Consider the following 21,666-nt stretch of genomic DNA (forward strand, 5'->3'; position numbering starts at 1 on the left):
AACTTCAGACACCTTATTCGGCTCAAAATGAACCAGATAACGCGATGTGTTCGGTATAACGCCTCTCATGTTCGTTAGAATTCGAAATGTTCGAAATGACGCCTAATAAGACGTCTCAGGTTTGTTAGGCATGAATGCCTTCCCCGGCTGCGAAGCTCCTGCTCAAAGTTCAGCAGAAGTGCACCGCATCAACCCAAGCAGAACAACTTCACGCCATCGGTCTGCGCATACGCCTATCCCGTCGTTGAGGTGGTCGATTCCGCCGGTTTGTCGGCAGCCATAAAAGCAACGATGATCAGAATGCACGCCGCGCCGATCCACTGGAACAGGCCGAAGGGGTCATGCAGCCAGAACACGGTCGTGATCACGGCGGCGAGCGGTTCGAGACTTCCGAGCAAGCTTGTTTCTTTGGGGGCGAGGTAGTTCAGGCTTTCGACATAGAACCAGAACGCAAGCATCGTGCCGAACAGGATGACGAAGGCCAGATACAGGTAGGCATCGCCTGTTAGAAGTCCTTTTTCGATCCGCCACGGCGGGTGAATCAGGGAAAGGGCAGATCCCCCGATCACCATTGACCAACCTACGATGACGAGCGAATCGAACTTTTTGAGCAGCGGAATGGCATACAGCGTGTAAAAGGCGGCCGCGACGCCCGACAATATCCCCCATACGATGGCTGGCGTGGGAACGGACAGCTGGGAGAACGAGCCGTTGGTCAGGAGCAGGAAACATCCGGCTAGCGCCAGCGATACCGTGATTCCATCCCTGGGCGTCAGCTTGGCCTGTCTGCTTATAAACAGGTACCCGATAATCATAACCGGTGACAAGTATTGCAGGAGGGTAGCTACGGCGGCATTGCCTTCTTTGATCGAAGCCATGTAAGTGTATTGGACGGCAAGCATGCCGATCAGTCCAAAGATGAGCAGACGCAGCGCGTCTTTCCAGTGGGTCCAAATGGACCAGATTTGGCCGCGATTGCGGTTAAAGCCTTGAATGGACAGCAGCAATACGCCTGCCAGGAGCAATCGCACCGCGACGAACCAATTCACGTCCACGCAGTAGTGCTGGAACAGTTTTTTGGCCACGGTGCCGCCAATACCCCAGAATACGGCCCCTGTAATAATGTAAAATAATCCTTTTCCCCGATGCATGTTCATCTCTCCATCATGAATGTAAAAATAGTATGTTATATTGTAGATATTAAAAGGAAACGACTGAATATTATACTCGAATCGGATGAAGAAATATAAATATATTGAGGTAAAGGGATGCAAATCATGGATTTTCAAATCGACCCCGATTTAAGGGAACTGACAGAGCATCGCACGATCGTGCTGCCGCTTGCATGTTACCGGACGACCATTCGCAAACATATGCAGGGACATATTCCGCTTCACTGGCACGAAGAGTTTCAATTTGTCCGCGTGATGAAAGGGCAGGCTGATTTCCGGGTGCAGGATAAGCAGGTTCGTCTGGGTCAGGGAGAAGGTTTGTTTATCAACAGCGGTTGTTTGCATATGGCGACGGATGAACATCGGACGGGGTGCGTATATATCTGCCTGAACGTAGCGCCATCGTTTGTGGTGTCCCAAGAGCTCTATTCGGCTTACGTTTATCCTTACATGCAAGCGACCAATCTGCCTTATGTACGTTTGAATGCAGAAGAGGAGTGGGCTGAAGCCATCCTGGAAGCCATTGTTGCCATTCATCAGCTGGTGGAGCAGCGCCCGGCCCATTATGAACTGGACATTACCGCAAATCTCGCCCGCTTGTGGAAAAACCTGATCGCCAACGGATTCCCGCTGGAATACGAACAGGCAGAGATGCTGAAAAACCGGCGCATGAAGGCGATGCTGGACTGGATTCACCGACACTATGCCCAGAAAGTGCTGCTGGACGATATCGCGCGTGCAGGGCAGCTAAGCCGGTCCGAATGCTGCCGTTATTTCAAGCGAATGCTCAAGAAATCACCGCTTCAATACGTCATGGACGTCCGCATTCGGCAGAGCCTGGTGTTGCTCCAGCAGCCGGAGCGCAGCGTTACGGATGTCGCCTATCAGGTGGGATTCAACAGCACCAGTTATTTCATCCAGCAGTTTCGCCAATCGATGAACATGACACCCATGGCCTATAAAAAGTCCACGCAGAACGGTCTTTCTTCCTGACAAGGCTTGCTGGATCAGGCGGTTAAGCTAAGTAGCATGTTGGAAGTGCATAACGATTCATCCATGCGCAGAGTATGGATATTACGAAGTCATCCTTGATGGGTGGCTTTTTGGCCTGTAATAAAGTAAGCGGTTACAAAACAAGGCCGATATTGTATAGTATGATGGCAAGCTTGAGCCGTTGAGACATATATATAACTGCCTGGGCACATGCCCTGCTTGAATAAAAAGGAGGAATCCCGATGTACCGGGTGCTGCTGGTTGACGATGAAGAGGATGTGCGGGAAGGTTTGGTCGTGGAATTGGACTGGGAAGCGCTGGATTTGCGGATCGTTGGTCTTGCCGAAAACGGAAGGGAAGCGCTGGAAATGGCCGAACGGGTCGAGCCGGACATCGTGGTGACGGATATCAGCATGCCGTTCATGGACGGTCTTGAGCTGGCCCGCAGGTTAAGGGAGCGCAATCCGCTCGTCAAAGTCGTCATTCTGACCGGATACGATGAATTCGATTACGCCCGGCAGGCTGTTTCGCTGAGCGTGGATGAATATTTGCTCAAACCGTTTTCTGCCGCGCATCTGGCCGAACTGCTCACCCGCCTGCGCGGACAAATGGCCGCCGAGGTGGCAGAACGCGAAAATGTGCAGCAGCTGCGCGAACATTACTATGCCAGCCTGCCTTTGATGCAGGCCGACCTGATGGCGACCTTGCTTCATCGGCGGAAGCCGCCGGCCTACATTCACGGCAAGGCAGAGCAATGCGGGCTGGATCTGAAGGGCATCCGTTACGGCGTATCCGTGGTAACCCTGCATACGGACGGCAAAACGCCGAAACAGTCCCTGAACGCTTCTTCCCTCAAGTCAGATCAGCGTGAAACAACGGAAGAAGTTCAGGCATCTGCCGCGGGCGCCATACGGGACTCGGAAGACGGGGAGTTGAAGCAGTTCGCCGCCTTGAATGTTGCGGCAGAAGTATGGGCAGAGCATGAAGCAGGCCATGCGTTCATTCATCAGGAGGCCATTGTGCTGCTGTTCGTCGACCGGTGGGGCGGAGAGGATGGTGAGAAACGACAGCAGCAGGCGCTCGAAACGGTCATTCGCAGCATCAACCACTATTTGCGCATGCAGGCTACGATCGGTTCTGGAGCTTTGGTCCAATCGCTGGACCAAGTGAAGCACGCTTACGAGGATGCGCTGCTGGCGCTGGATTACCGGCTTGTGCCGGGAACGGACCCGCTCATCTATATCGGCGACGTGGAGCGGCAGGCGGCTGGCAAGCTGCGCTTCGACGAGTTGAAACAGCAGGCGCTTACGCGCTGTCTGAAGGCAGGCACGCAGGATGAACTGGATGAGGTGCTGGACATCATTTTCCGGGAAATTACAGCCGAACACGGCCGCAGCGACATCCAGCTCTATTTGATCGAGGCGTTGACCACGGTTTGGAAGGCGGCGCAGGCCTCCGGGGAACAAATGGAGGATATCTTCGGAGCGGGATTCCAGCTGTACGCCGATCTGTTCCGGCTGCCCGGTCTGCCGGAAGCCCAGGGCAGGGTGCGCGAAGTATGCGCCAACGTCCAGAGACGGATCGCCAGCGGACGCCAGCATGCATACAAGGATATCGTGGAGCAGGCGCTTGCGTTTACGAAGCAGCACTATGCCGACCCGGAGCTGTCCATCCAGAAGGTATGCGGGCATCTGCACATCAGCTCCGGTTATTTTTGCGCCATTTTCAAAAAAGAAGTGCAGCTGACCTTCCTGCAATACCTGATGCAGATTCGCATGGAGGCCGCGAAAGAGCTGCTTCGTTCCACGGATCTGAAGTCGTTTCAAATCGCCGAGCAGGTCGGGTTTGCCGAGCCGAACTATTTCAGCTTTTGTTTTAAGAAACATATCGGCATCTCTCCCAAGGAATATCGTAAGCAAGCATCCTCCTCTTCGGACGGAGGAAGGATGCCATGAGGAGCTTGGCCGGCTGGATCGGACGCCGCATGCTCCGGGTTCGCACCGGGCTGCAGTCCTTTGCCTGGAACAGCATCGGTGCCATCATCATGCTGTCCTTTTCCGCGTTCATCGTACTTGTGCTTACGATCATGTCGATGCTGCTCTACGACAAATTCGCGCAAACGGCCGAACGCAGCGCCGAACTGAGCACGAAACAGATCGTGGACCAGGTCAGCTACAATCTGGAGGATTATGTCCGCAGCATGTCGCATCTGTATCGCGCGATCGAGGAGCATATGCTGCGGGACGGCACCTGGGAAGGCGAGCAGGTCGACAAACAACTCGACACCTTGCTTAGCAGCAGGGAGGATATCCTGTCCATCACACTGCTGGATTCGGACGGTCGTCTGCTCAAAAACAGGCCTGCGGCCGCGCTGAAGCCGAGCGCCCACGTCACCCAGCAGGGGTGGTTCCAATCCGCGCTGCGGGTACCCGATCATTTGAGTTTTTCGTTGCCGCACATCCAAAACATGTACGAAGGTCCCTATCGGTGGGTCGTCTCCATGAGCAAAGGCATTACCGTTCAGCGGAACGGACAGGAGCAGCAGGTCATCCTGCTGGTGGACATCAACTTCAAACAGATGGACGAGCTGAGCCGCAGGGTCAGCCTTGGACAGCGCGGATACGTATACATCATCGACGAAAGCGCAGGCAACATCGTGTATCATCCCCAGCAGCAATTGATGTACATGGGGCTGCGCAGCGAAAACATCGAACAGGCGCTTGTGGCCACAGGCAGCTACGAAGACGAAGCGGACGGCCAGAAAAGGCTGAACACGGTCAAATCCGTCCCCAATATCGGATGGAAAATCGTCGGCGTTGCCTATCTTGACGAGATGCTTACAACCCGGCAGGAAGTCGGCGGGTATATGGTTCGCGTGCTGGCGGTGGTGCTGGTGCTCGCCGTTCTCGTATCCCTTATGCTTTCCGCCAGCTTAACGCGGCCGATCCGGCGCATGGAACGCAAGATGAAGGCGGTGGAACGCGGCGATTTCAACGTGGAACTGCCCATCGAAGGTCCGCTGGAGGTGGAGAGGGTATCGCGCCGTTTCAACCTGATGGTGCACAAAGTCCGTACGCTGATGGATGAAATCATCCGGGAACAGGAGCAGAAACGGCGTTTGGAGCTGGAAGCGCTGCAGGCGCAAATCAATCCCCATTTTTTGTACAATACGCTGAATTCGGTCGTGCGCATGGTCGGCATGAGCCGCAACGAAGAGGTCGTCACGATGATCACCTCGCTGTCGCGCTTGTTCCGCATCAGCCTCAGCAAAGGAAAAACGATCATTACGGTCAAAGAAGAGCTGGAGCATGCCCACCATTATTTGACGATCCAGCAGATGCGCTTCAAACGCAAATTCCGCTTCACTTTAAACGCGGACGACGATACGCTGGACTGCCTGACACTGAAGCTGCTGCTGCAGCCGCTCATCGAAAATGCAATCGTGCACGGCATCGAATACGACATGGACGAAGGGCATATTGAAGTACGCGTATATCGGGAAGCGGGTTGCCTGGTGTACCGAATTACGGACAATGGCGTCGGCATGAGCGAGGAGCAGCTGCGTGCGTTGGCACAAGGATATCCCATGGCGAGAAGCGGCGCGGGTTCGGGCGTTGCGGTGCGCAATGTGCACGACCGGATTCGGCTGTATTACGGCCATGCTTATGGATTGGAATATGCAAGCGAGCTGGAGGAAGGCACGACGGTCTGGATTCGCATTCCGGTGCAGCGGGCACCAGAGGAGGGTGGAGCGCAGGATGATCAGAAAAAAACGATGGCTTAGTGCGGTTTGGATCAGAAACCTCCTTCGCAGACGCCGGCTTGCGCTGACGGCGGCTGCGGCATGGGGTCTGCTGTTGATCAGCACCGCCTGCGGCGGCATGTCCGGCAGCAGCAGTTCCGGTTCAGCGCCGCTGCGCATAGGGCTGATTACCCCCGCCGGCGCAGGCGAGCTGGCGCAGGCGATCCGGCTGGGCGCCGAGGCCGCGGCCAAAGAAAGCGGAGCCGCGCTGGTTGCGGTGGAGGCCTATCCGCCGGCACAGCCGACCTCGGGAAGTGCCGTGTCCGATAAGGTCGGCACAGGTGCAGACGCCTCGCGCGCCAAGGGCCATGCCGTGTCGGCGGAAACCGGCATGTTAACCCTTGAGGAGCGGGAGCAGGCGCAGATCGAAGCGGTCGCACGCGCTTTGAAGCAAGGGGCATCCGCGCTTATCGTGGACCCGATGAGCGAGCATGCGCTGACGGAAATGGTTCGTCAGGCGGCAGAATCCGGCGCGGCGGGGACAGCGGTGCCCGTCATCGTGCTGAACGATGAGTTTCCGGTCGAAGGCATTGCCAGCGTCATTTCCATCGATCATGAAGACGCGGGACGCCAGGCAGGCGAAGCGATGGCGGAATTGCTCCATGGCTCGGGAACCGTCGTTTTGCTTGGCTCGGACCCTTTGAACCATCCGGGCCTTGCCCGGCGGGAGCAGGGCATTATGGAGGCGCTGGGATCATATCCGAAGATTGAAGTGCTTCCGGCAATTTCATGCGGCACGCGGGAGGAATGCGGGCAGAAGACAGCCCGGATGCTGGACCGAAACCCGGTGAACGGCATCATCGCCCTTCAGGAGATGGCCTCCCTTGGCGCGGCGGATGAGCTGAATCGGCACGAATCGGCGGCGGAGGTGAACGTCGTCGCCTTTGGCAGCGAGCAGCAGCAGCTTGCGCAGCTGCAGGAAGGCGTTTTCCAGCAATTAATCGTACAGAACGGCTTCAGCGCGGGATATCTCGGGCTGAATCAGGCGGTGGCCAGACTGCGTGGCGGCCAGACCCAGACGCGCGTCACGCTCGAAACCAAGCTTGTCGGCACGGACAATATGTTCTGGATGGATAACCAGAAGCTGTTGTTTCCTTTTGTGCAATGAACGGGGCGGGATTTCATGTCAGGCTTGTCGGTGACGGGACACGTTCCGCAGAACATGAAGGAACGACGTCGAACTGGTGAATTGAGGAAGATTTCGATAAAACGGATGAAGATATTGTATTCGCATCGGATGTAAACCCTTTCATAATAAAGGCATCGGGTTAACCGAATGAAATTGGGGGAGGTCATCAGGGATGAAGAAAACATGGATGACGCTGCTGGTTACTGCAATGATGGTCGTGGCGGCAGGTTGCAGCAGCGGCGGTGGAGAGAGTGCGGGAGGCAGTACCGGTACCGACACGGGCGGCGACAAGACGGGAACGGAAACGGTCGCAGAGACGCCGAAGATTGGCGTGGCCATCTACAAATTCGACGACACGTTTATGACCGGCGTGCGCAATGCCATGACCGCCGCGGCCGAAGGCAAAGCTGCACTGGATATCGTGGACAGCCAGAACGCGCAGCCGACGCAGAACGAAAAAGTGGACCTGTTTGTATCCAAAAAATACAACGCGATGGCCGTCAATCCGGTAGACCGGACTGCTGCAGGTGTCATCATCGACAAAGCAAAAGCAGCGGACATTCCGGTCGTGTTCCTGAACCGCGAACCGGTTGCGGAGGATATGAACAAATGGGATAAAGTGTACTACGTTGGCGCCAAAGCGGAGGAATCGGGCACGATTTCCGGCCAGCTCATCGTGGATTACTGGAAAGCGCATCCCGAAGCGGACAAAAACGGCGACGGCAAGCTGCAGTATGTCATGCTGAAGGGCGAGCCGGGCCATCAGGATGCCGAGCTGCGCACCAAATATTCGGTGCAGGCGATCCAGGATGCGGGCATCGAGGTCGAGGCGCTGGCTGAAGATACGGCCATGTGGGACCGCGTCAAAGGACAGGAGAAAATGCAGGCTTTCCTCGCGTCCCATGGAGACAAAATTGAAGCCGTGCTGGCGAACAATGACGACATGGCCCTCGGCGCGATCGAAGCGCTGAAGGCGGCCGGTTATTTCAAAGACGGCAAAACGATGCCGGTCGTCGGCGTAGACGCAACGGCTCCGGCGATTCAGGCGCTGCAGGACGGCACGATGCTCGGCACGGTGCTGAACGATGCAAAGAACCAGGGCGCGGCAACCGTGGCGCTGGCTTCGGTACTCGCCAAAGGGGAGACGCCGACCAAGGAAAATACGGGCTATGACATTACGGACGGCAAATACGTCTGGATCGCTTACAAAAAAATTACGAAAGACAACATCGCCGACGCCCAATAATAATGCACAGCAGGGACGTCCGCCGTGAGGGGGCGTCCTTTTTTGCCAGGCTATGGAAGGGGAGAACAAGCATGAAATCGCCGTATCTGCTGGAGATGGACGGCATATCCAAGGCGTTTCCCGGCGTGCAGGCCTTGAGCCAGGTGACGCTGAAGGTCAAGCCGGGAACGGTGCATGCCTTGATGGGCGAGAACGGGGCGGGCAAGTCCACGCTGATGAAATGCCTGTTCGGCATGTATCGTCCCGATGAAGGCATGATTCGCATTGATGGAGAACAGGTGCAGATTTCCAGCTCCAAAGCTGCACTTGAGCACGGCATATCCATGATTCATCAGGAGCTGAATCCCGTCCCGCACCGTCCGGTAATGGAGAACATTTGGCTTGGTCGATTTCCGATGAAGGGCTGGTTCGTGGACGAGAAACGCATGTATGACGACACGTTGGCCCTGTTCAAAGATCTGAACCTGGACATCGACCCGAAGGCCCAGACCCGGACATTGTCCGTGTCCAAAATACAATCGGTGGAGATCGCCAAGGCGGTGTCGTTCCATTCCAAAGTCATCGTCATGGACGAACCGACGTCCTCCCTCACCGGCAAGGAAGTGGAACAGCTGTTTGCGATCATCCGGGAGCTGCGCAGCCGCGGGGTGTCGATTATTTACATTTCGCACAAGATGGAAGAGATTCTGACGATCTCGGACGAAGTCACGATCATGCGGGACGGCTTCGTGGTGGGCACGTGGGAAGCGAAGGACTTGACCACGGATCTCATTATTACGCGCATGGTGGGCCGCGATCTCAGCGAGCGTTTCCCCGAGCGGAACAATATCCCCGGCGACGTCATCCTGAAGGCGGAGGGACTGACTTCCATTCATCCGCATTCATTTAAGGACGTGTCGTTCGAGCTGAGAAAAGGCGAAATTCTCGGGATCGGCGGCCTTGTCGGGGCGCAGCGCACCGAGCTGATGGAATCGCTGTTCGGCTTGCGCGGACTTGCTTCGGGCACGATCTCGATCCATGGGCGGAAGGTGAGGATCGGTTCCCCGGCGGCGGCGAAACGCCACAATATCGCGCTGCTGACGGAGGAACGGAGGGTTACGGGCATTTTCCCGGTGCTGTCGGTGTACGAAAATACGATCATTGCAAGCCTTGGCCGCTACCGGAATCGCTTTGGGCTTTTGGATGAGAAGAAGGGGCGCGAGGAAGCGTACGAGCAGACGCAAAAGTTCAAAACCAAAACGCCTTCGGTTAACACGCTGATTCGAAACCTGTCAGGCGGTAATCAGCAGAAGGTGCTGTTGGCCCGCTGGCTTCTGACCGACCCGGAAATTTTGCTGCTTGACGAGCCGACGCGGGGCATTGACGTCGGGGCGAAATTCGAAATTTACACGATCATTACCGAGCTTGCCAGACAGGGCAAAAGCATCATCATGATCAGCTCGGAGATGCCCGAACTGATCGGCATGTCGGATCGCATCATGGTCATGAGCGAAGGGCGCATGACCGGGATCATCGACGGTGCCGATGCCACGGAGCAGGAAATCATGAGACTGGCCGCGCAGCAGCGCATGGCTTAGTCGGGAGGGAAACCGATGAACACACCAATCGTGAACCAGGTCAAGCAATACGTGACGCAGCGGGCCATCTTTATCGTGCTGATCCTGCTGGTCGTCGGCATCGCCATTGCCGATCCGAATTTCCTTGCATTCTCGACATTGCGAGACATTTTGCAGCAGTCGTCCACTCGGGCCATCATCGCGCTGGGGGCGGCATTCATTCTGATTACGGGCGGCGTCGATCTTTCTGCAGGCCGGGTCGTCGGCCTGACTGCCGTGGTCTCGGCATCCATGCTGCAGGTGGATGAGTACGCCAACCGTTTCTTTCCCGACCTGCCGCATTTGTGGGTAGGAATACCGATCCTCGTGGGCATCGTGGCCGGTTTGGCCGTTGGCTTGGTCAACGGCATTATCGTGGCGAAGTTGAACGTGCCGCCGTTCATTGCTACGCTCGGCACGATGGTGGCGGTATATGGATTAAACTCGATTTACTTCGATACCGAACCGAACCAGTCGCAGCCGATCGGCGGGCTGCGTCCCGATTTTACCGTTATCGGTTCCGGGTATATCGATTTGGGCGGAGGGTACTCGATCCCGTACATCGTGTTGATCGCCATAGCGGTCGCCCTTGTCTGCTGGGTCGTGTTCAACAAAACACGTCTCGGCAAAAACATGTACGCCATCGGCGGCAACATTCAAGCCGCACATGTATCCGGCATTCACGTTGCACGCAACCTGGTGGCGCTGTATGCGATCGCGGGTGCGTTGTACGGACTCGGCGGGGTGCTTGAGGCCGCCCGCACCGGTGGTGCCACGAACAACTACGGCAACATGTATGAGCTGGATGCCATTGCCGCTTGCGTTGTCGGCGGCGTATCGACCGCCGGAGGGATCGGCACCGTGCCCGGCGTCATGGCAGGGGTCCTCATTTTCGGCGTCATCAACTATGGTCTGACCTTTATCGGCGTGAGTCCGTATTGGCAGCTTATTATCAAAGGTTTGATTATCGTCGCCGCCGTTGCGTTCGACATTCGCAAATACGTAGCGAAAAAATAGCTGGATGCACATTCATGCCTTCGTTATACCTAAATATTAGGTCCGGATGATCAAGATAGCCATGGATTGAAACACCTGCATATCAAAAAAGGCGAAATTCCATCCCGGAATTCCGCTTTTTTTGCCTGCTGCTCGGTATGATTTCCGTTTATGCGGCTGGCCTTCCATCCATAACTCTCAAAAGAACCAATCCAGGATGAGGATTAGGGGGCCGATCAGGCAAAAAGCCAGCATTAGCCCGGACAGATAATAGGAGAGACCTGTTCCGTAATGAGAACGGTGCTTGCGCGCAAGCCAGAAAGCCGGAACCCAGAATATCGCAGCTGCCAGGAAGGGATAATGCAGTCCCTGGTTGCCGTTACTGTACACAGGCACGCCCATAAAATGAAACAGGTGATGACTGAAGGAAATGTGATCATGGCCTGTAGGCAGATTGAACAACAGTCCCAGGAAAATGATCAGGAGCGAAAGCGAGCCGATACCCAGTTTTTTGTGTTGAAGCGTCATGAAATCACCTCAATACATATATTACCATAATGTGGTGCAACTTTGCCTGCAGCTTGAGGTTATGCATGATTACGAATTTGCCCATCTTCCAATAATCGACAACATTAGCTAATCATACTCGATATAATACATGTGAATGAGGTGTTAGGTAGAAGCATTTATGGTCAAAGGGGGCGAGGCGGGTTTGCTGAGCTATAAGATGAAAATGATAATTTTTCCGGTGGGATGTTTGCTTGTGATCCTGTCCTCTTCTTACCTGGGATACACCTCCAATCTCCGGCTTACCATTTTGGCCGGATTGATCTTTATGGCAAGCATCTGTGCAGAGCGGAAATATCCGGCATTGCGTTTGGTGCAATGGATTTTTCTGGGGACATTCCATTATTTCAGCGAACTGGACTGGTGCAGCCTGCTTTACTACATGCTTATTTTGTCGATGATCGAGAATAAACAGCGTGTCACTCACACGCTGCCGATTTCCATGCTGCTGATGTTCCAATATACCATAATTCGGCTCAGTTATACGCCGACAGGCTCTTACACGGCATTAGTTTCGTTGTTTGACATATTAACGGTAATCGTCGTTATTGTTTTGTACCATACGTTGACCAGAAGCGAGGCGGAAAAACGCCAATTGCGGGAACGAAACTTTTTTCTGGCCCAGCATGACCCGCTGACAGGTCTTTTGAACTATGAAGGATACATAACCGCATTGAATCGGACCGCTGCGGAACAACGTCCGTTTTTGCTGATTTTGCTCAGTATTCAGAATTTGAACGGCTTTCATCGAGATGGTGAGGATCATTGGAGCACTGTCATCAAAAATATCAGCGTTAGCATTACGCAAGCGTTCCCGGAAGCAGCGGGCATATCCCGATACTCCGGGGACCGGTTCGCGATCATTTTGCCTGAATTGCAGTGTGCCGAACATGTCAAAGAACGGTTAAGCCACCTGCTTGATGCGGATTTCGGTCCATTGCAGGTGGTCTACAGCATTGCCGAATACCCAGGCACCGCAGAGTCATTGCAGCAATTCATTACGATCGCGGAGGACGGGTTGCTTCAGCAGCAGCGCAACAAATGGATACAGAGCGAGGAAGAGCTTTTCCGCTCCGAAAGGCTGCGCGCGGTAGGCGAACTCGCGGCCGGCATGGCTCACGAAATTCGAAACCCGCTGACAGCGATTCGGGGGTTTCTTCAGTTGTCCCGCGGACAGGCCTATAACATTGCTCCGTGGTATGAAGTCATCATGAGCGAGGTTACGAGGGTGACGGATCTCACGGCCGAGTTTTTGCAGTTTTCCAAGCCTCAGGCCAAACATATGAAACCGGAACAGATCGCCCACTGCCTGGAGCGGGTGATGTCGCTGACCGAATCGGACGCTGCTTCGCGGGGGCATCGCATGTATTTGAATATGGTGAACGAGACCATCATCGTCAACATGGATCGGGACAAAATCGTTCAGGTGCTGATCAACCTGATCCGCAACGCATTTGAAGCGATGCATGACCCGGGCGAGGTGCATATCGAACTCTTGCATGCGCCGGAACAGGTGCTGATCTCGATTACGGATACGGGCAGCGGCATCCCGGAGCAGGCCCTGACGCAAATTTTCAATCCGTTCTATACTACCAAGGAAGAAGGGACCGGGTTGGGACTGGCCCTCTGCCAGAAGATCGCGCAGGATCACGCCGGAAAAATTACCGTGCGGAGCGAGGTCGGCATCGGATCTACGTTTACGCTCCATTTGCCGATTGTGGCCGGAGTCTCCTGAAAGGAAACCGAATAACGCCGCATCCGATTCCAAGAGAAATCGGTGCGGCGTTCGTCACGATCTTTTTATGGGCAGATGAAATCAGCTAATTTTGGCTGCGCTGGCTTTGATGAAGCTGATAATAGAATCCGTGCTGGCGCATGAGCTCATCATGCGTTCCACGCTCCGCGATTTGGCCGGCATCGATGACGAGAATCTGGTCCGCCTCGCGTATGGTGCTCAGTCGATGGGCGATCACAAAGCTGGTTCGTCCCTTCATCAGCGTGCGCATCGCCTCTTGAATCTGCAGCTCCGTGCGGGTATCGATGCTGCTGGTCGCCTCATCCAGTATCAGGATGGCCGGATCGGCCAGAATCGCCCTCGCAATCGTCAATAGCTGCCTCTGCCCCTGACTGAGATTTCCCCCGCCGGCCAAAATCGGCGTATCATAACCCTCAGCGAGCTTGCGGATGAATCCATGCGCATTGGCGAGTTTGGCGGCCTGGATAATCTGCTCATCGGTGGCATCAGGTTTGCCATAAGCGATGTTGTCCCGAATCGTGCCTGAGAACAGGTAAGCATCCTGGAGCACTATGCCGAGCTTTTGCCGCAGATGGTCCTTATCAAGCCCGGTGATGTCTTGGCCGTCAATCGTGATTTTTCCGCCTGTAATGTCATAGAATCGGGGCAGCAGATTGATAATGGTCGTTTTGCCTGCCCCCGTAGGCCCCACGAGGGCAATCATCTGGCCGGGTTCGGCCGTGAAGCTGACCTCTTTCAATATTTCCTTCCCGGGATCGTATCCAAACGATACGTGGTCGAATACCACCTTTCCATTAATGCGCTCCAGTTGTTGATCCTGTGCCTCTTCATACTCTCCCGGCGTATCCATGATTTGAAAAACGCGTTCTGCGCCCGCAATGGCCGCTTGAATCAGATTGTACTGGTTCGCGAGATCGTTGATCGGGCGTTCAACCTGTCTGGAATAAGCGAGGAAGCTGACGATCAGGCCGATCGACGTCAGATCGTGATAAGCCATCCAACCGCCTACGGCCGCCAAAATGGCGAAACCGATATTGTTCATGACATTCATGGTCGGACCGACAAGGCCGGATACGGTTTGTGCCTGCGTGCTTGCCGTACGGAGCTTATCATTCAATTCCTTGAAATGTTTGCGAGACTCCTCTTGTCGATTATAGGCCATGACGGCCTTTTGCCCGGCGATCGTTTCCTGGGAAAAACCGTTCAGCTCGCCAAGCAGCTTCTGCTGCGCCGTAAAATGTTTGCGCGTGCGGGAGGCGATCATTTTCGTGGCAAACATGATCAGCGGCACCGTCACCAGGCTAAGCAACGTAAGGCGAATATCCAGCGCCACCATAATGGACAATGATCCGACCAGCAAAATGGCGCTGGACATCAGTTGGGTCACGCTCTGGTTCAGCGTGGTCGAGACATTATCGATGTCATTGGTGGCCCGGCTCATCAGATCCCCGCTCTGGTTCCGGTCAAAAAAGCGAATGGGCAGCTGCTGCAGCCGGGAAAACAAAGCCTGACGCAAATCTTTGACCGTCAGCTGGGAGACCCCGATCATGACATAGGACTGGCCCCATAACATGAGCGATGACAGGACGTATACCGTCAGAAGCAGCAGGCAGTCTTTGAGCAGTCCGTCCGTCAATTTGGGCACGATGTGCTCATTTACGGTACGGCCAAGCAAGTAGGGACCTGCCAGATTCAGCAGGGTGCCCAGCGCCGTGAGCACAAGCGCGGCGATGACGCCTTTTCGCTGGCGGCCCATGTAGGACCAGATGCGAAGCAGGGTGTGCCCGGCATTTTTGGCGCGCACTTTGGGCAGCGGCATACGGCCTGGGGGACCGCCTCTTCCGATCGGCGGCATAACATGCTGCTGGTTCGGTGTATCTGCTGTTTTAGCCATACTGCACATCCTCCTTTCGCTGCTGGGAATCATGGATCGCCTGATAATGCGGCGAACATTCCAGCAATTGTTTATGGGTGCCGCTGGCCACGATCCGTCCTTCGTCCAGCACGTAAATGCAGTCGGCATCCATCACGGAGGAAATGCGCTGTGCGATCAGCAAGGTGGTCCGGTCCTTCATGAGCGATTTCAAGGCCCGCTGGATGCCGGCTTCCGTGCGCAGATCGACCGCGCTTGTGCTGTCATCCAGAATCAGCACGTCCGGCTGCATCAGCAATGCACGGGCGATCGAGATCCGCTGTTTCTGTCCTCCGGACAGGTTGACGCCGCGCTGGCCGAGCTCTGTGCCATAGCCGTCTTTCAGCTTGGCGATGAAATCGTCGGCTGCGGCGGCCTTGGCGGCGGTTCTCATTTCCGTCTCCGTCGCGTCCGGCCTGCCGAAGCAAATGTTGTCCCGGATGCTGCCGCTGAAGAGCACGGCCTCTTGAAGCACGATCGAGACTCGGCGGCGCAGTTCTTCCAGGTTCCAGTCGCGAACATCGGTGCCCCCCACGAGCACCTCGCCTTGCGTTGCATCGTAAAGGCGCGGGATCAGCTGCACCAGCGAAGTTTTGCCCGAGCCGGTGGAACCAAGCAAGGCGACCTTCTGTCCGGGTTCAACCGTAAACGTGATGCCGGACAAGGCATCTGCACCGTCGTAGCGGAAGTGAACGTCTCTGAATTCGATTCGGCCTACGTCCGGGTTATGCGTAGTTAAGGAATCACCCTTACCCTGAGGTGTTCTTGAGGCTGCGGCTTCTGCCGCAAGCGGATGCACCCTGGACGCTGCTGAAGAATCGGAGTTTGCCGATCGGATGTCAGGCTCGGTGTTCAGCACTTCGTTAATCCGCGCGGCAGATACTTTGGCGCGGGAGAAGCTCATCATCATCATGCCGATCGACGTCAGCGAAGAGAGCACAACGGTAACATAGTTGATAAATGCGATCAGATCTCCTGCAGCCAATCCGCCGCTGGTCACCTGGAAGCCCCCGAACCACAGCACGGCCACGACGGTGGCGTTCAGCATCAGGTTTAACACGGGAACGTTCAGGGTGACGATGCGCCATGCTTTGACGGCCGTGTTGGTATAGTCCTGATTGGACTCGTTGAACCGTTCCTTTTCCAGCTTGGCTCGCGCAAACGCCTTGACGACGCGAATGCCTGCCAAATTTTCCTGAAGCACGGCATTCACTTTGTCCAGCCTTTCCTGAACGCCGGCAAACAGCGGATAGGATGCTTTGATAAGAACGTACAGCAGGATGAACAGCACGGGCATGGTCACCAGCAGGATCAGGGCCAGCTTGACGCTGATCGTAAACGCCATGATCACGCTCCCGATAATAAGCATCGGCGAACGAATGAACATGCGCAGCAGCATCTGCACGAACGTCTGCATCTGGGTAATGTCGCTGGTCAGGCGAGTGATCAGCGAGCCTTGCTGGAATCCGTCCAGGTTGCGAAAGGAAAACGTCTGGATGTGGTCGAACAGCTCCTGGCGCAGGTCGCTGCCATATCCGACGGAGGCTCTGCTGGAGAACAGCGTACAGCCTGCACCGCCGACCCAACCGATTAATGCAAAGACAAGCATAAGCAGTCCCGTGCTTACGATGTGGGACAGGTTGCCTGCCAGCACGCCATGGTCCACGATGCTCGACATCAGCTTTGGTTGAAGCAGGTCCATGGCTACCTCGAGCACCATCAGCAGCGGTGCAAGAATGGCCGCCGTTTTATAGGGGGCCAAATATTTTTTGAGCGTCCACAAGTAGATAATCACCTCATAAAATTTGAATTTGATGAATGAATCAAAGCTCCTTGAGATTCTGCACCATGCGCTGCACCAGCGAAGACATCAGCTCCGTTTCCTCCGGCGTAAATCCTTTGCGCGCATGGCGCTCAAGTTCCTGAAAGGCTTCCCGCAAGTCACGAAGGGCCGCATGGCCGAGATCGGTGAGATACACCCGCAGACTGCGCAGATCGTTGGGGTCCGGTTCGCGGCGCACGTATCCGGCGGCTTCCATGCGTTTCAGCATGACGGTAACGGTGGCGGGGGCACGATGAAGCTGTTCGGCCAGGCTTTTCTGGGTTTGGCCGTCTTCCCGTTCCAGCTTGAAGAGCAGGGGCGGTTGGCCGGGGTACAATTCCGGGTGGTTCGTCAGCAGTTCGTGGACCTTGTATCGCTGCAATTTGACGAGTTCGGACATCTGTCCCATTAACCGATCGTTTCCGGCAGGTTTCATAGCAGCTCCCATCCTTTTAATTAGTCGACTAACTAAATAATAAGTTTGGTTTGACATATGGTCAAGTGAAAACGTAATCAAAAGCAAAAAATGCCAGAAACCTTGACCTGCATTCTAGGGAGAACACTGGTGTTTTGTACCATAGTTTTGGAATGTAAAGATATCGAGAATTGGAAAATTTGACAGCCGGAAGAGAGGTGTGTTAATTTGTTAATATCATTTTGTTAATAACAAATTGTATATAACAAAATACGATGTTCGTGGATTGGGGTTTTCGCTTATGGAGCATGAAGAGAAATTCGAAGGAAAAGAGCTGGACCGCGGCGATCATGAACGAATGAGCGAGGAACAGTTTCTGGCGTCGTACGATGCGGCCGATTATGAGCGTCCCTCGGTAACGGTGGATATGCTGGTGTTTACGGTGCGCAGCGAAGTTCAGGAAAATTACCGGAAGCTCGCCGAGCCTGCGCTCGAACTGCTGCTCATCCGCAGGGGAGGGCATCCTTTCCTGGGCCAATGGGCACTGCCGGGCGGATTCGTCTCCATGCAAGAGTCGCTGGAAGATGCCGCAAGACGGGAGCTGCGGACGGAGACCGGACTGGACGATATCTATCTGGAGCAGCTGTATACGTGGGGCGACGTGGATCGCGATCCGCGCACAAGGGTCATCAGTTGTTCGTATATGGCGCTGGTGGACAGCACGGAATTGGAGCTTGAGGCCGGGGACGATGCGAGCGAAGCCGATTGGTTTCGCCTGCAGGAGAGGCTGCTGGAGGAGAAGCGGCATATTCATGAGCGTGGACGCACGTTGGAGCGCAGGGTACAGCTGATGCTGACGAACGGCACGGAGGAGCTGACGGCGATCGTTGAAACGAAGGAAATGACGTCGGGAAGGGTACAGAGCAGCAGCATGAAAGTCGTGCAAACGGACGGCATTGCCTTTGATCACGCACAGATCATTCATTATGCGCTGGCTCGACTGCGCTCCAAGGTGGACTATACGGATATTGCGTTCAATTTGATGCCTGAAACGTTCACGCTGACGGCCTTGCAGAAAGTGTATGAAGTCATTGGCGGCAAAAAGTGGTTACCTGCGGCATTCCGGCGCAAAATCGCCGATTGGGTCGTCGAGACCGGCGACTATGCGGATCATGGCGGACATCGTCCTTCCCGTTTATACCGGTTGAACCCGGAACGGGAAAACATGTAGACCTGTTCTCAGGAACTCTCAGGAACGGTGATGAGCGCAGGACAACCGCACAGAGTATGAGATCAGCAAATCGTTCAAGCAAAGGGGGATAAGAGTATGAGCAAAGAGAGCAAAGAGAAATTTACGTTTTTTTGGCGAACGGCTTCCCCGTTCTCGCAGTGGCATCCCGCCCGTTTCACGGTAAACGGCACGAGCTACTCCAGCGCGGAGCAGTACATGATGCATCAGAAGGCACTGCTGTTCGGGGATCAGGCCATCGCGGACAACATTATGAAGGCAAATTCTCCTTCGGTCCAAAAAAGGCTGGGCAGGCAGGTGGCGGGCTTCGACCAGGCTGTATGGGAAGAACACTGCAGGCGCATCGTTTACGAAGGCAACTACGCCAAATTCACGCAGGACGAACAGCTGCTGAAGGCCCTGCTGGATACGAAGGGAACCACCCTTGTGGAAGCAAGCCCGGATGACCGCATCTGGGGCGTTGGGCTGGCGGAAGAAGATCCGCGAATTCGCAATCGAAGTACATGGCGAGGCAGCAATTGGCTGGGTGAAATTTTGACCCGGCTGCGAGAAGAACTTATAGGGAAGTGATCGAGATGAATACAAACCATAATGGTCTGAAAAGTACGGGACAGCGCGCGGGCCGTGCGCGCATCGCGCAAGAGACGTTAGCGATTCTGGAGGCAGGCGAATACGTGAATGGCTATGATCGCCGGGTGAGCATTGCCGCGGATCTGCAAGAGGCCATTCGAAATTCGGTGTTGTACCGACCGGAGGAATTGCCAAAGGTGAGCGAGCAAGTTCATGCGATGCAGGCGGCCAATTCCACCACTTCGGCAGGATTATCGCATATCGAAGTAACCGGGGAAACGACGCTGGCTGCGGCAGCTCGTCTGATCGTAGGCGAAGGACGACAGGACGCGGCCTGCCTGAACTTTGCTTCGGCCAAAAATCCGGGCGGCGGTTTCCTTGGCGGGAGTCAGGCCCAGGAGGAAAGTTTGGCAAGGGCTACGGGTCTGTATCCATGCATTGCCCAAATGCAGGAAATGTACGAGTTTAATCGTAAACTCCGAACCTGCCTGTACTCGGATCATATGATCTATTCCCCTGGCGTTCCGGTCATTCGGGATGATGAAGACCGTCTGCTCGACCAGTATTATGCTTCCGCGTTTATCACGGCACCTGCGGTCAATGCAGGCGTCGTGAAGGAACGGGGCGAGGCGGATGACGAACGGATTGAAGCCGTGATGAAACAGCGTATTGCCTATATTTTGGACGTCGCTGCAGGGCATGGACATCGCACGATGGTGCTTGGGGCATACGGATGCGGCGTTTTCCGAAACGACCCGTCCAAGGTGGCCGCTTATTTCCATGACGTGTTGATTGGTCAAGGATACGGGAATCTGTTTGACCGGATCGTATTTGCCGTGTATGACCGCAGTCGCGGTCAGCAAACCTTAAAGGCTTTTCAGGAACGTTTGGCCAAAGCCTGACGGATTCGGATTCATGCCCGGAGGAGGGGAACCGCAATGGAATTTCGCGAAATACAACAAGACCTGTTTGCCATGGATGACCGTTACGTTTTGGCCCACTGCATTTCGGCGGACGCACGGATGGGGGCAGGCATTGCCGTACAGTTTCGGCAGCGGTTCGGTCTGGAAAACTTGCAGGAACAGGCCAGGATCGAGCCATTGGAGATCGGGCGATGTTACCGCGTCGGCCGTACTTTGAACCTGGTCACAAAGGCTAAGTTTTCGTACAAGCCGACGTATGCTTCCTTTACCCAAGCCGTAGAGTCCATGAGGGATGTCTGTCTCGAAGAGGGGATCGAGAAATTGGCCATGCCGCAGATCGGCTGTGGGCTTGACCGATTGAAATGGGAGAAGGCCAGCGGCATCATTCGCGATGCTTTCGCCGATACAGATGTCGAGATCGTGGTGTGCAGTCTATGACTCGAGGCTCAAAACAACAAAACCTCTGCTCCGCGAGGGGAGGGAACGTGCTTTTTGCATACGCGTTGCACGTTTCCCGCCGCTTCCGGAGAGAGGTTTTTTGTGTTTTCATTGGCCCTGCTGTTATTTCGAGAACATTTCTTTGGCTTCATCCATCGCCATCTGGTTGCCGATGGCGGAGTAGTCGAGCCATGGCTGGGCGCCGATGGTGTATACATGTCCCGCTTTGACGGCTTTCAGGCCTTGCCAGATCGGATTGCTTTGCAGCTCGGCGAACATGTTTTTCGCTTCGTCATCCGAATTCACCACAACGAAGATGGCATCGGCATCATAGTCCGGCAGCACCTCGCGAGAGATGACCCGATAGGGCTTCGAGGCATCCATATCGGTAATCCCGTTGGCCGGGGTCAGTCCGAGATCGTCAAACAGGATCGGTCCCATTGGACGAGCTGTACTGAATACGCGCAATTCCTTGGCGGTCACGCGAATGGCCATGACTTTGCCGTCGCCGATTTTGTCATGGATGAGCGATTTCACTTCTTCCGTTTCCTTGGCGTAATGGTCGATGAACGCATCGGCTTCTTTTTCACGGTTCACCAGTTTGCCTATGGCTTTCAAATGGTCGCGCCATGTGCCATCATCGAGATTAAAGACGTGAACCGGCGCGATTTTTTCGAATTTGGCTTGATCGTCGCCGGAGAATTCCTCATCCAGGTAGATGACATCCGGTTTCAAAGCGAGCAGGGCTTCCATATCGGGGTCTTTGACCGGGCCCAGGGGCGTCGTGTTCTGCAAACGGTCGGCTACATGGGACAGGAAGGCTTTGGCCTCGCCGCCAATAACTGAACCGACAGGCGTAATGCCCAATGCGAGCAAGTCGTTGGTCAGGTGGATCGACATGGACGCGATGCGTTGTTCGCCGGTGGAATCGGAAGCAGGCTTGTCATCCGCTTGTCCGGATGGGGCGTTGGAAGAACTATTTTCGGCAGCGTTGGATGACGTGCCTGCATTGCCGCATGCCGCCAGCAGAAGCAGCAGGACGGCGCATATGGATAACATCAGGTTTTTCTTGATCATGGAT

General features: G+C 55.1%; 18 protein-coding genes. 12 read left to right on the forward strand and 6 right to left on the reverse strand.

Going from position 1 to position 21,666, the window contains the following annotated elements; translation table 11 throughout:
- Window positions 1-233: 233 nt before the first annotated feature.
- Window positions 234-1,151 (reverse strand): EamA family transporter, encoded by a 918-nt coding sequence (locus tag SNR34_RS05410; protein WP_486181359.1) that lies wholly within the window; start codon window positions 1,149-1,151, stop codon window positions 234-236.
- Between the two features lie 117 nt (window positions 1,152-1,268).
- Between SNR34_RS05410 and SNR34_RS05415 the strand changes: the two genes are divergently transcribed.
- The 7 genes from SNR34_RS05415 (at window position 1,269) to mglC (ending at window position 10,954) form a co-directional block, all read left to right on the forward strand.
- Window positions 1,269-2,165 carry an AraC family transcriptional regulator gene (locus SNR34_RS05415; protein ID WP_486181360.1) on the forward strand — a complete coding sequence of 299 codons (897 nt, stop codon included), beginning with the start codon at window positions 1,269-1,271 and terminating at the stop codon, window positions 2,163-2,165.
- 242 nt (window positions 2,166-2,407) lie between these two features.
- On the forward strand, window positions 2,408-4,120 hold the full coding sequence (locus tag SNR34_RS05420) for a response regulator transcription factor (protein ID WP_486181361.1): 1,713 nt from the start codon (window positions 2,408-2,410) through the stop codon (window positions 4,118-4,120).
- 29 nt (window positions 4,121-4,149) lie between these two features.
- Window positions 4,150-5,949 carry a cache domain-containing sensor histidine kinase gene (locus tag SNR34_RS05425; protein WP_486182403.1) on the forward strand — a complete coding sequence of 600 codons (1,800 nt, stop codon included), beginning with the start codon at window positions 4,150-4,152 and terminating at the stop codon, window positions 5,947-5,949.
- A complete protein-coding gene (locus SNR34_RS05430) occupies window positions 5,924-7,075 on the forward strand; it encodes a substrate-binding domain-containing protein (protein ID WP_486181362.1) in 1,152 nt (383 codons plus the stop codon). The genes SNR34_RS05425 and SNR34_RS05430 overlap by 26 nt, the downstream gene beginning before the upstream one ends.
- Before the next feature lie 193 nt (window positions 7,076-7,268).
- Window positions 7,269-8,342 (forward strand): galactose ABC transporter substrate-binding protein, encoded by a 1,074-nt coding sequence (locus SNR34_RS05435; RefSeq protein ID WP_236420194.1) that lies wholly within the window; start codon window positions 7,269-7,271, stop codon window positions 8,340-8,342.
- A 71-nt stretch (window positions 8,343-8,413) separates the two neighbouring features.
- Complete coding sequence (locus tag SNR34_RS05440; protein ID WP_486181363.1) at window positions 8,414-9,919, forward strand: sugar ABC transporter ATP-binding protein; 1,506 nt, start codon at window positions 8,414-8,416, stop codon at window positions 9,917-9,919.
- A gap of 15 nt (window positions 9,920-9,934) precedes the next feature.
- Window positions 9,935-10,954, forward strand: coding sequence for a galactose/methyl galactoside ABC transporter permease MglC (gene mglC / locus SNR34_RS05445; protein WP_486181364.1), 1,020 nt, complete (start codon window positions 9,935-9,937; stop codon window positions 10,952-10,954).
- A 177-nt stretch (window positions 10,955-11,131) separates the two neighbouring features.
- Here mglC and SNR34_RS05450 read toward each other — a convergent pair whose 3' ends face one another.
- A complete protein-coding gene (locus tag SNR34_RS05450) occupies window positions 11,132-11,461 on the reverse strand; it encodes a hypothetical protein (RefSeq protein ID WP_236420191.1) in 330 nt (109 codons plus the stop codon).
- A 199-nt stretch (window positions 11,462-11,660) separates the two neighbouring features.
- Here SNR34_RS05450 and SNR34_RS05455 point away from each other — a divergent pair, with 199 nt between their 5' ends.
- Window positions 11,661-13,235 (forward strand): ATP-binding protein, encoded by a 1,575-nt coding sequence (locus SNR34_RS05455; protein WP_486181365.1) that lies wholly within the window; start codon window positions 11,661-11,663, stop codon window positions 13,233-13,235.
- An 85-nt stretch (window positions 13,236-13,320) separates the two neighbouring features.
- Here the strand turns inward: SNR34_RS05455 and SNR34_RS05460 are convergent, their stop codons facing one another.
- The 3 genes from SNR34_RS05460 to SNR34_RS05470 are packed head-to-tail and all read right to left on the reverse strand — an operon-like array spanning window position 13,321 to window position 17,426.
- Entirely contained in the window at window positions 13,321-15,150 is a 1,830-nt protein-coding gene (locus SNR34_RS05460; RefSeq protein WP_486181366.1) for an ABC transporter ATP-binding protein, read from the reverse strand.
- Window positions 15,143-16,951: an ABC transporter ATP-binding protein gene (locus SNR34_RS05465; RefSeq protein WP_486181367.1), complete on the reverse strand. Its 1,809-nt coding sequence runs from the start codon at window positions 16,949-16,951 to the stop codon at window positions 15,143-15,145. The genes SNR34_RS05460 and SNR34_RS05465 overlap by 8 nt, the downstream gene beginning before the upstream one ends.
- Window positions 16,952-16,991: 40 nt before the next feature.
- Window positions 16,992-17,426: a MarR family winged helix-turn-helix transcriptional regulator gene (locus SNR34_RS05470; RefSeq protein ID WP_486181368.1), complete on the reverse strand. Its 435-nt coding sequence runs from the start codon at window positions 17,424-17,426 to the stop codon at window positions 16,992-16,994.
- A gap of 280 nt (window positions 17,427-17,706) precedes the next feature.
- Between SNR34_RS05470 and SNR34_RS05475 the strand changes: the two genes are divergently transcribed.
- The 4 genes from SNR34_RS05475 to SNR34_RS05490 all read left to right on the forward strand — a co-directional run bounded on the left by SNR34_RS05475 (window position 17,707) and on the right by SNR34_RS05490 (window position 20,585).
- Window positions 17,707-18,636, forward strand: a complete 930-nt coding sequence (locus SNR34_RS05475) for an NUDIX hydrolase (protein WP_486181369.1) — start codon at window positions 17,707-17,709, stop codon at window positions 18,634-18,636.
- Between the two features lie 96 nt (window positions 18,637-18,732).
- Window positions 18,733-19,224 (forward strand): riboflavin biosynthesis intermediates N-glycosidase, encoded by a 492-nt coding sequence (gene ybiA / locus SNR34_RS05480; protein ID WP_236420185.1) that lies wholly within the window; start codon window positions 18,733-18,735, stop codon window positions 19,222-19,224.
- 5 nt (window positions 19,225-19,229) lie between these two features.
- The gene (locus SNR34_RS05485) at window positions 19,230-20,126 is read left to right on the forward strand and encodes a TIGR02452 family protein (RefSeq protein ID WP_236420184.1); all 897 of its coding nucleotides are present in this window, start codon (window positions 19,230-19,232) and stop codon (window positions 20,124-20,126) included.
- A gap of 36 nt (window positions 20,127-20,162) precedes the next feature.
- Window positions 20,163-20,585 carry a macro domain-containing protein gene (locus tag SNR34_RS05490; RefSeq protein ID WP_236420183.1) on the forward strand — a complete coding sequence of 141 codons (423 nt, stop codon included), beginning with the start codon at window positions 20,163-20,165 and terminating at the stop codon, window positions 20,583-20,585.
- A gap of 123 nt (window positions 20,586-20,708) precedes the next feature.
- On the opposite strand, the gene SNR34_RS05495 is transcribed toward SNR34_RS05490, so the two are convergent.
- A complete protein-coding gene (locus SNR34_RS05495; RefSeq protein WP_486182404.1) occupies window positions 20,709-21,659 on the reverse strand; it encodes an iron-hydroxamate ABC transporter substrate-binding protein in 951 nt (316 codons plus the stop codon).
- Window positions 21,660-21,666 lie beyond the last annotated feature (7 nt).

The organism is Paenibacillus sp. XP01, from assembly GCF_057364885.1.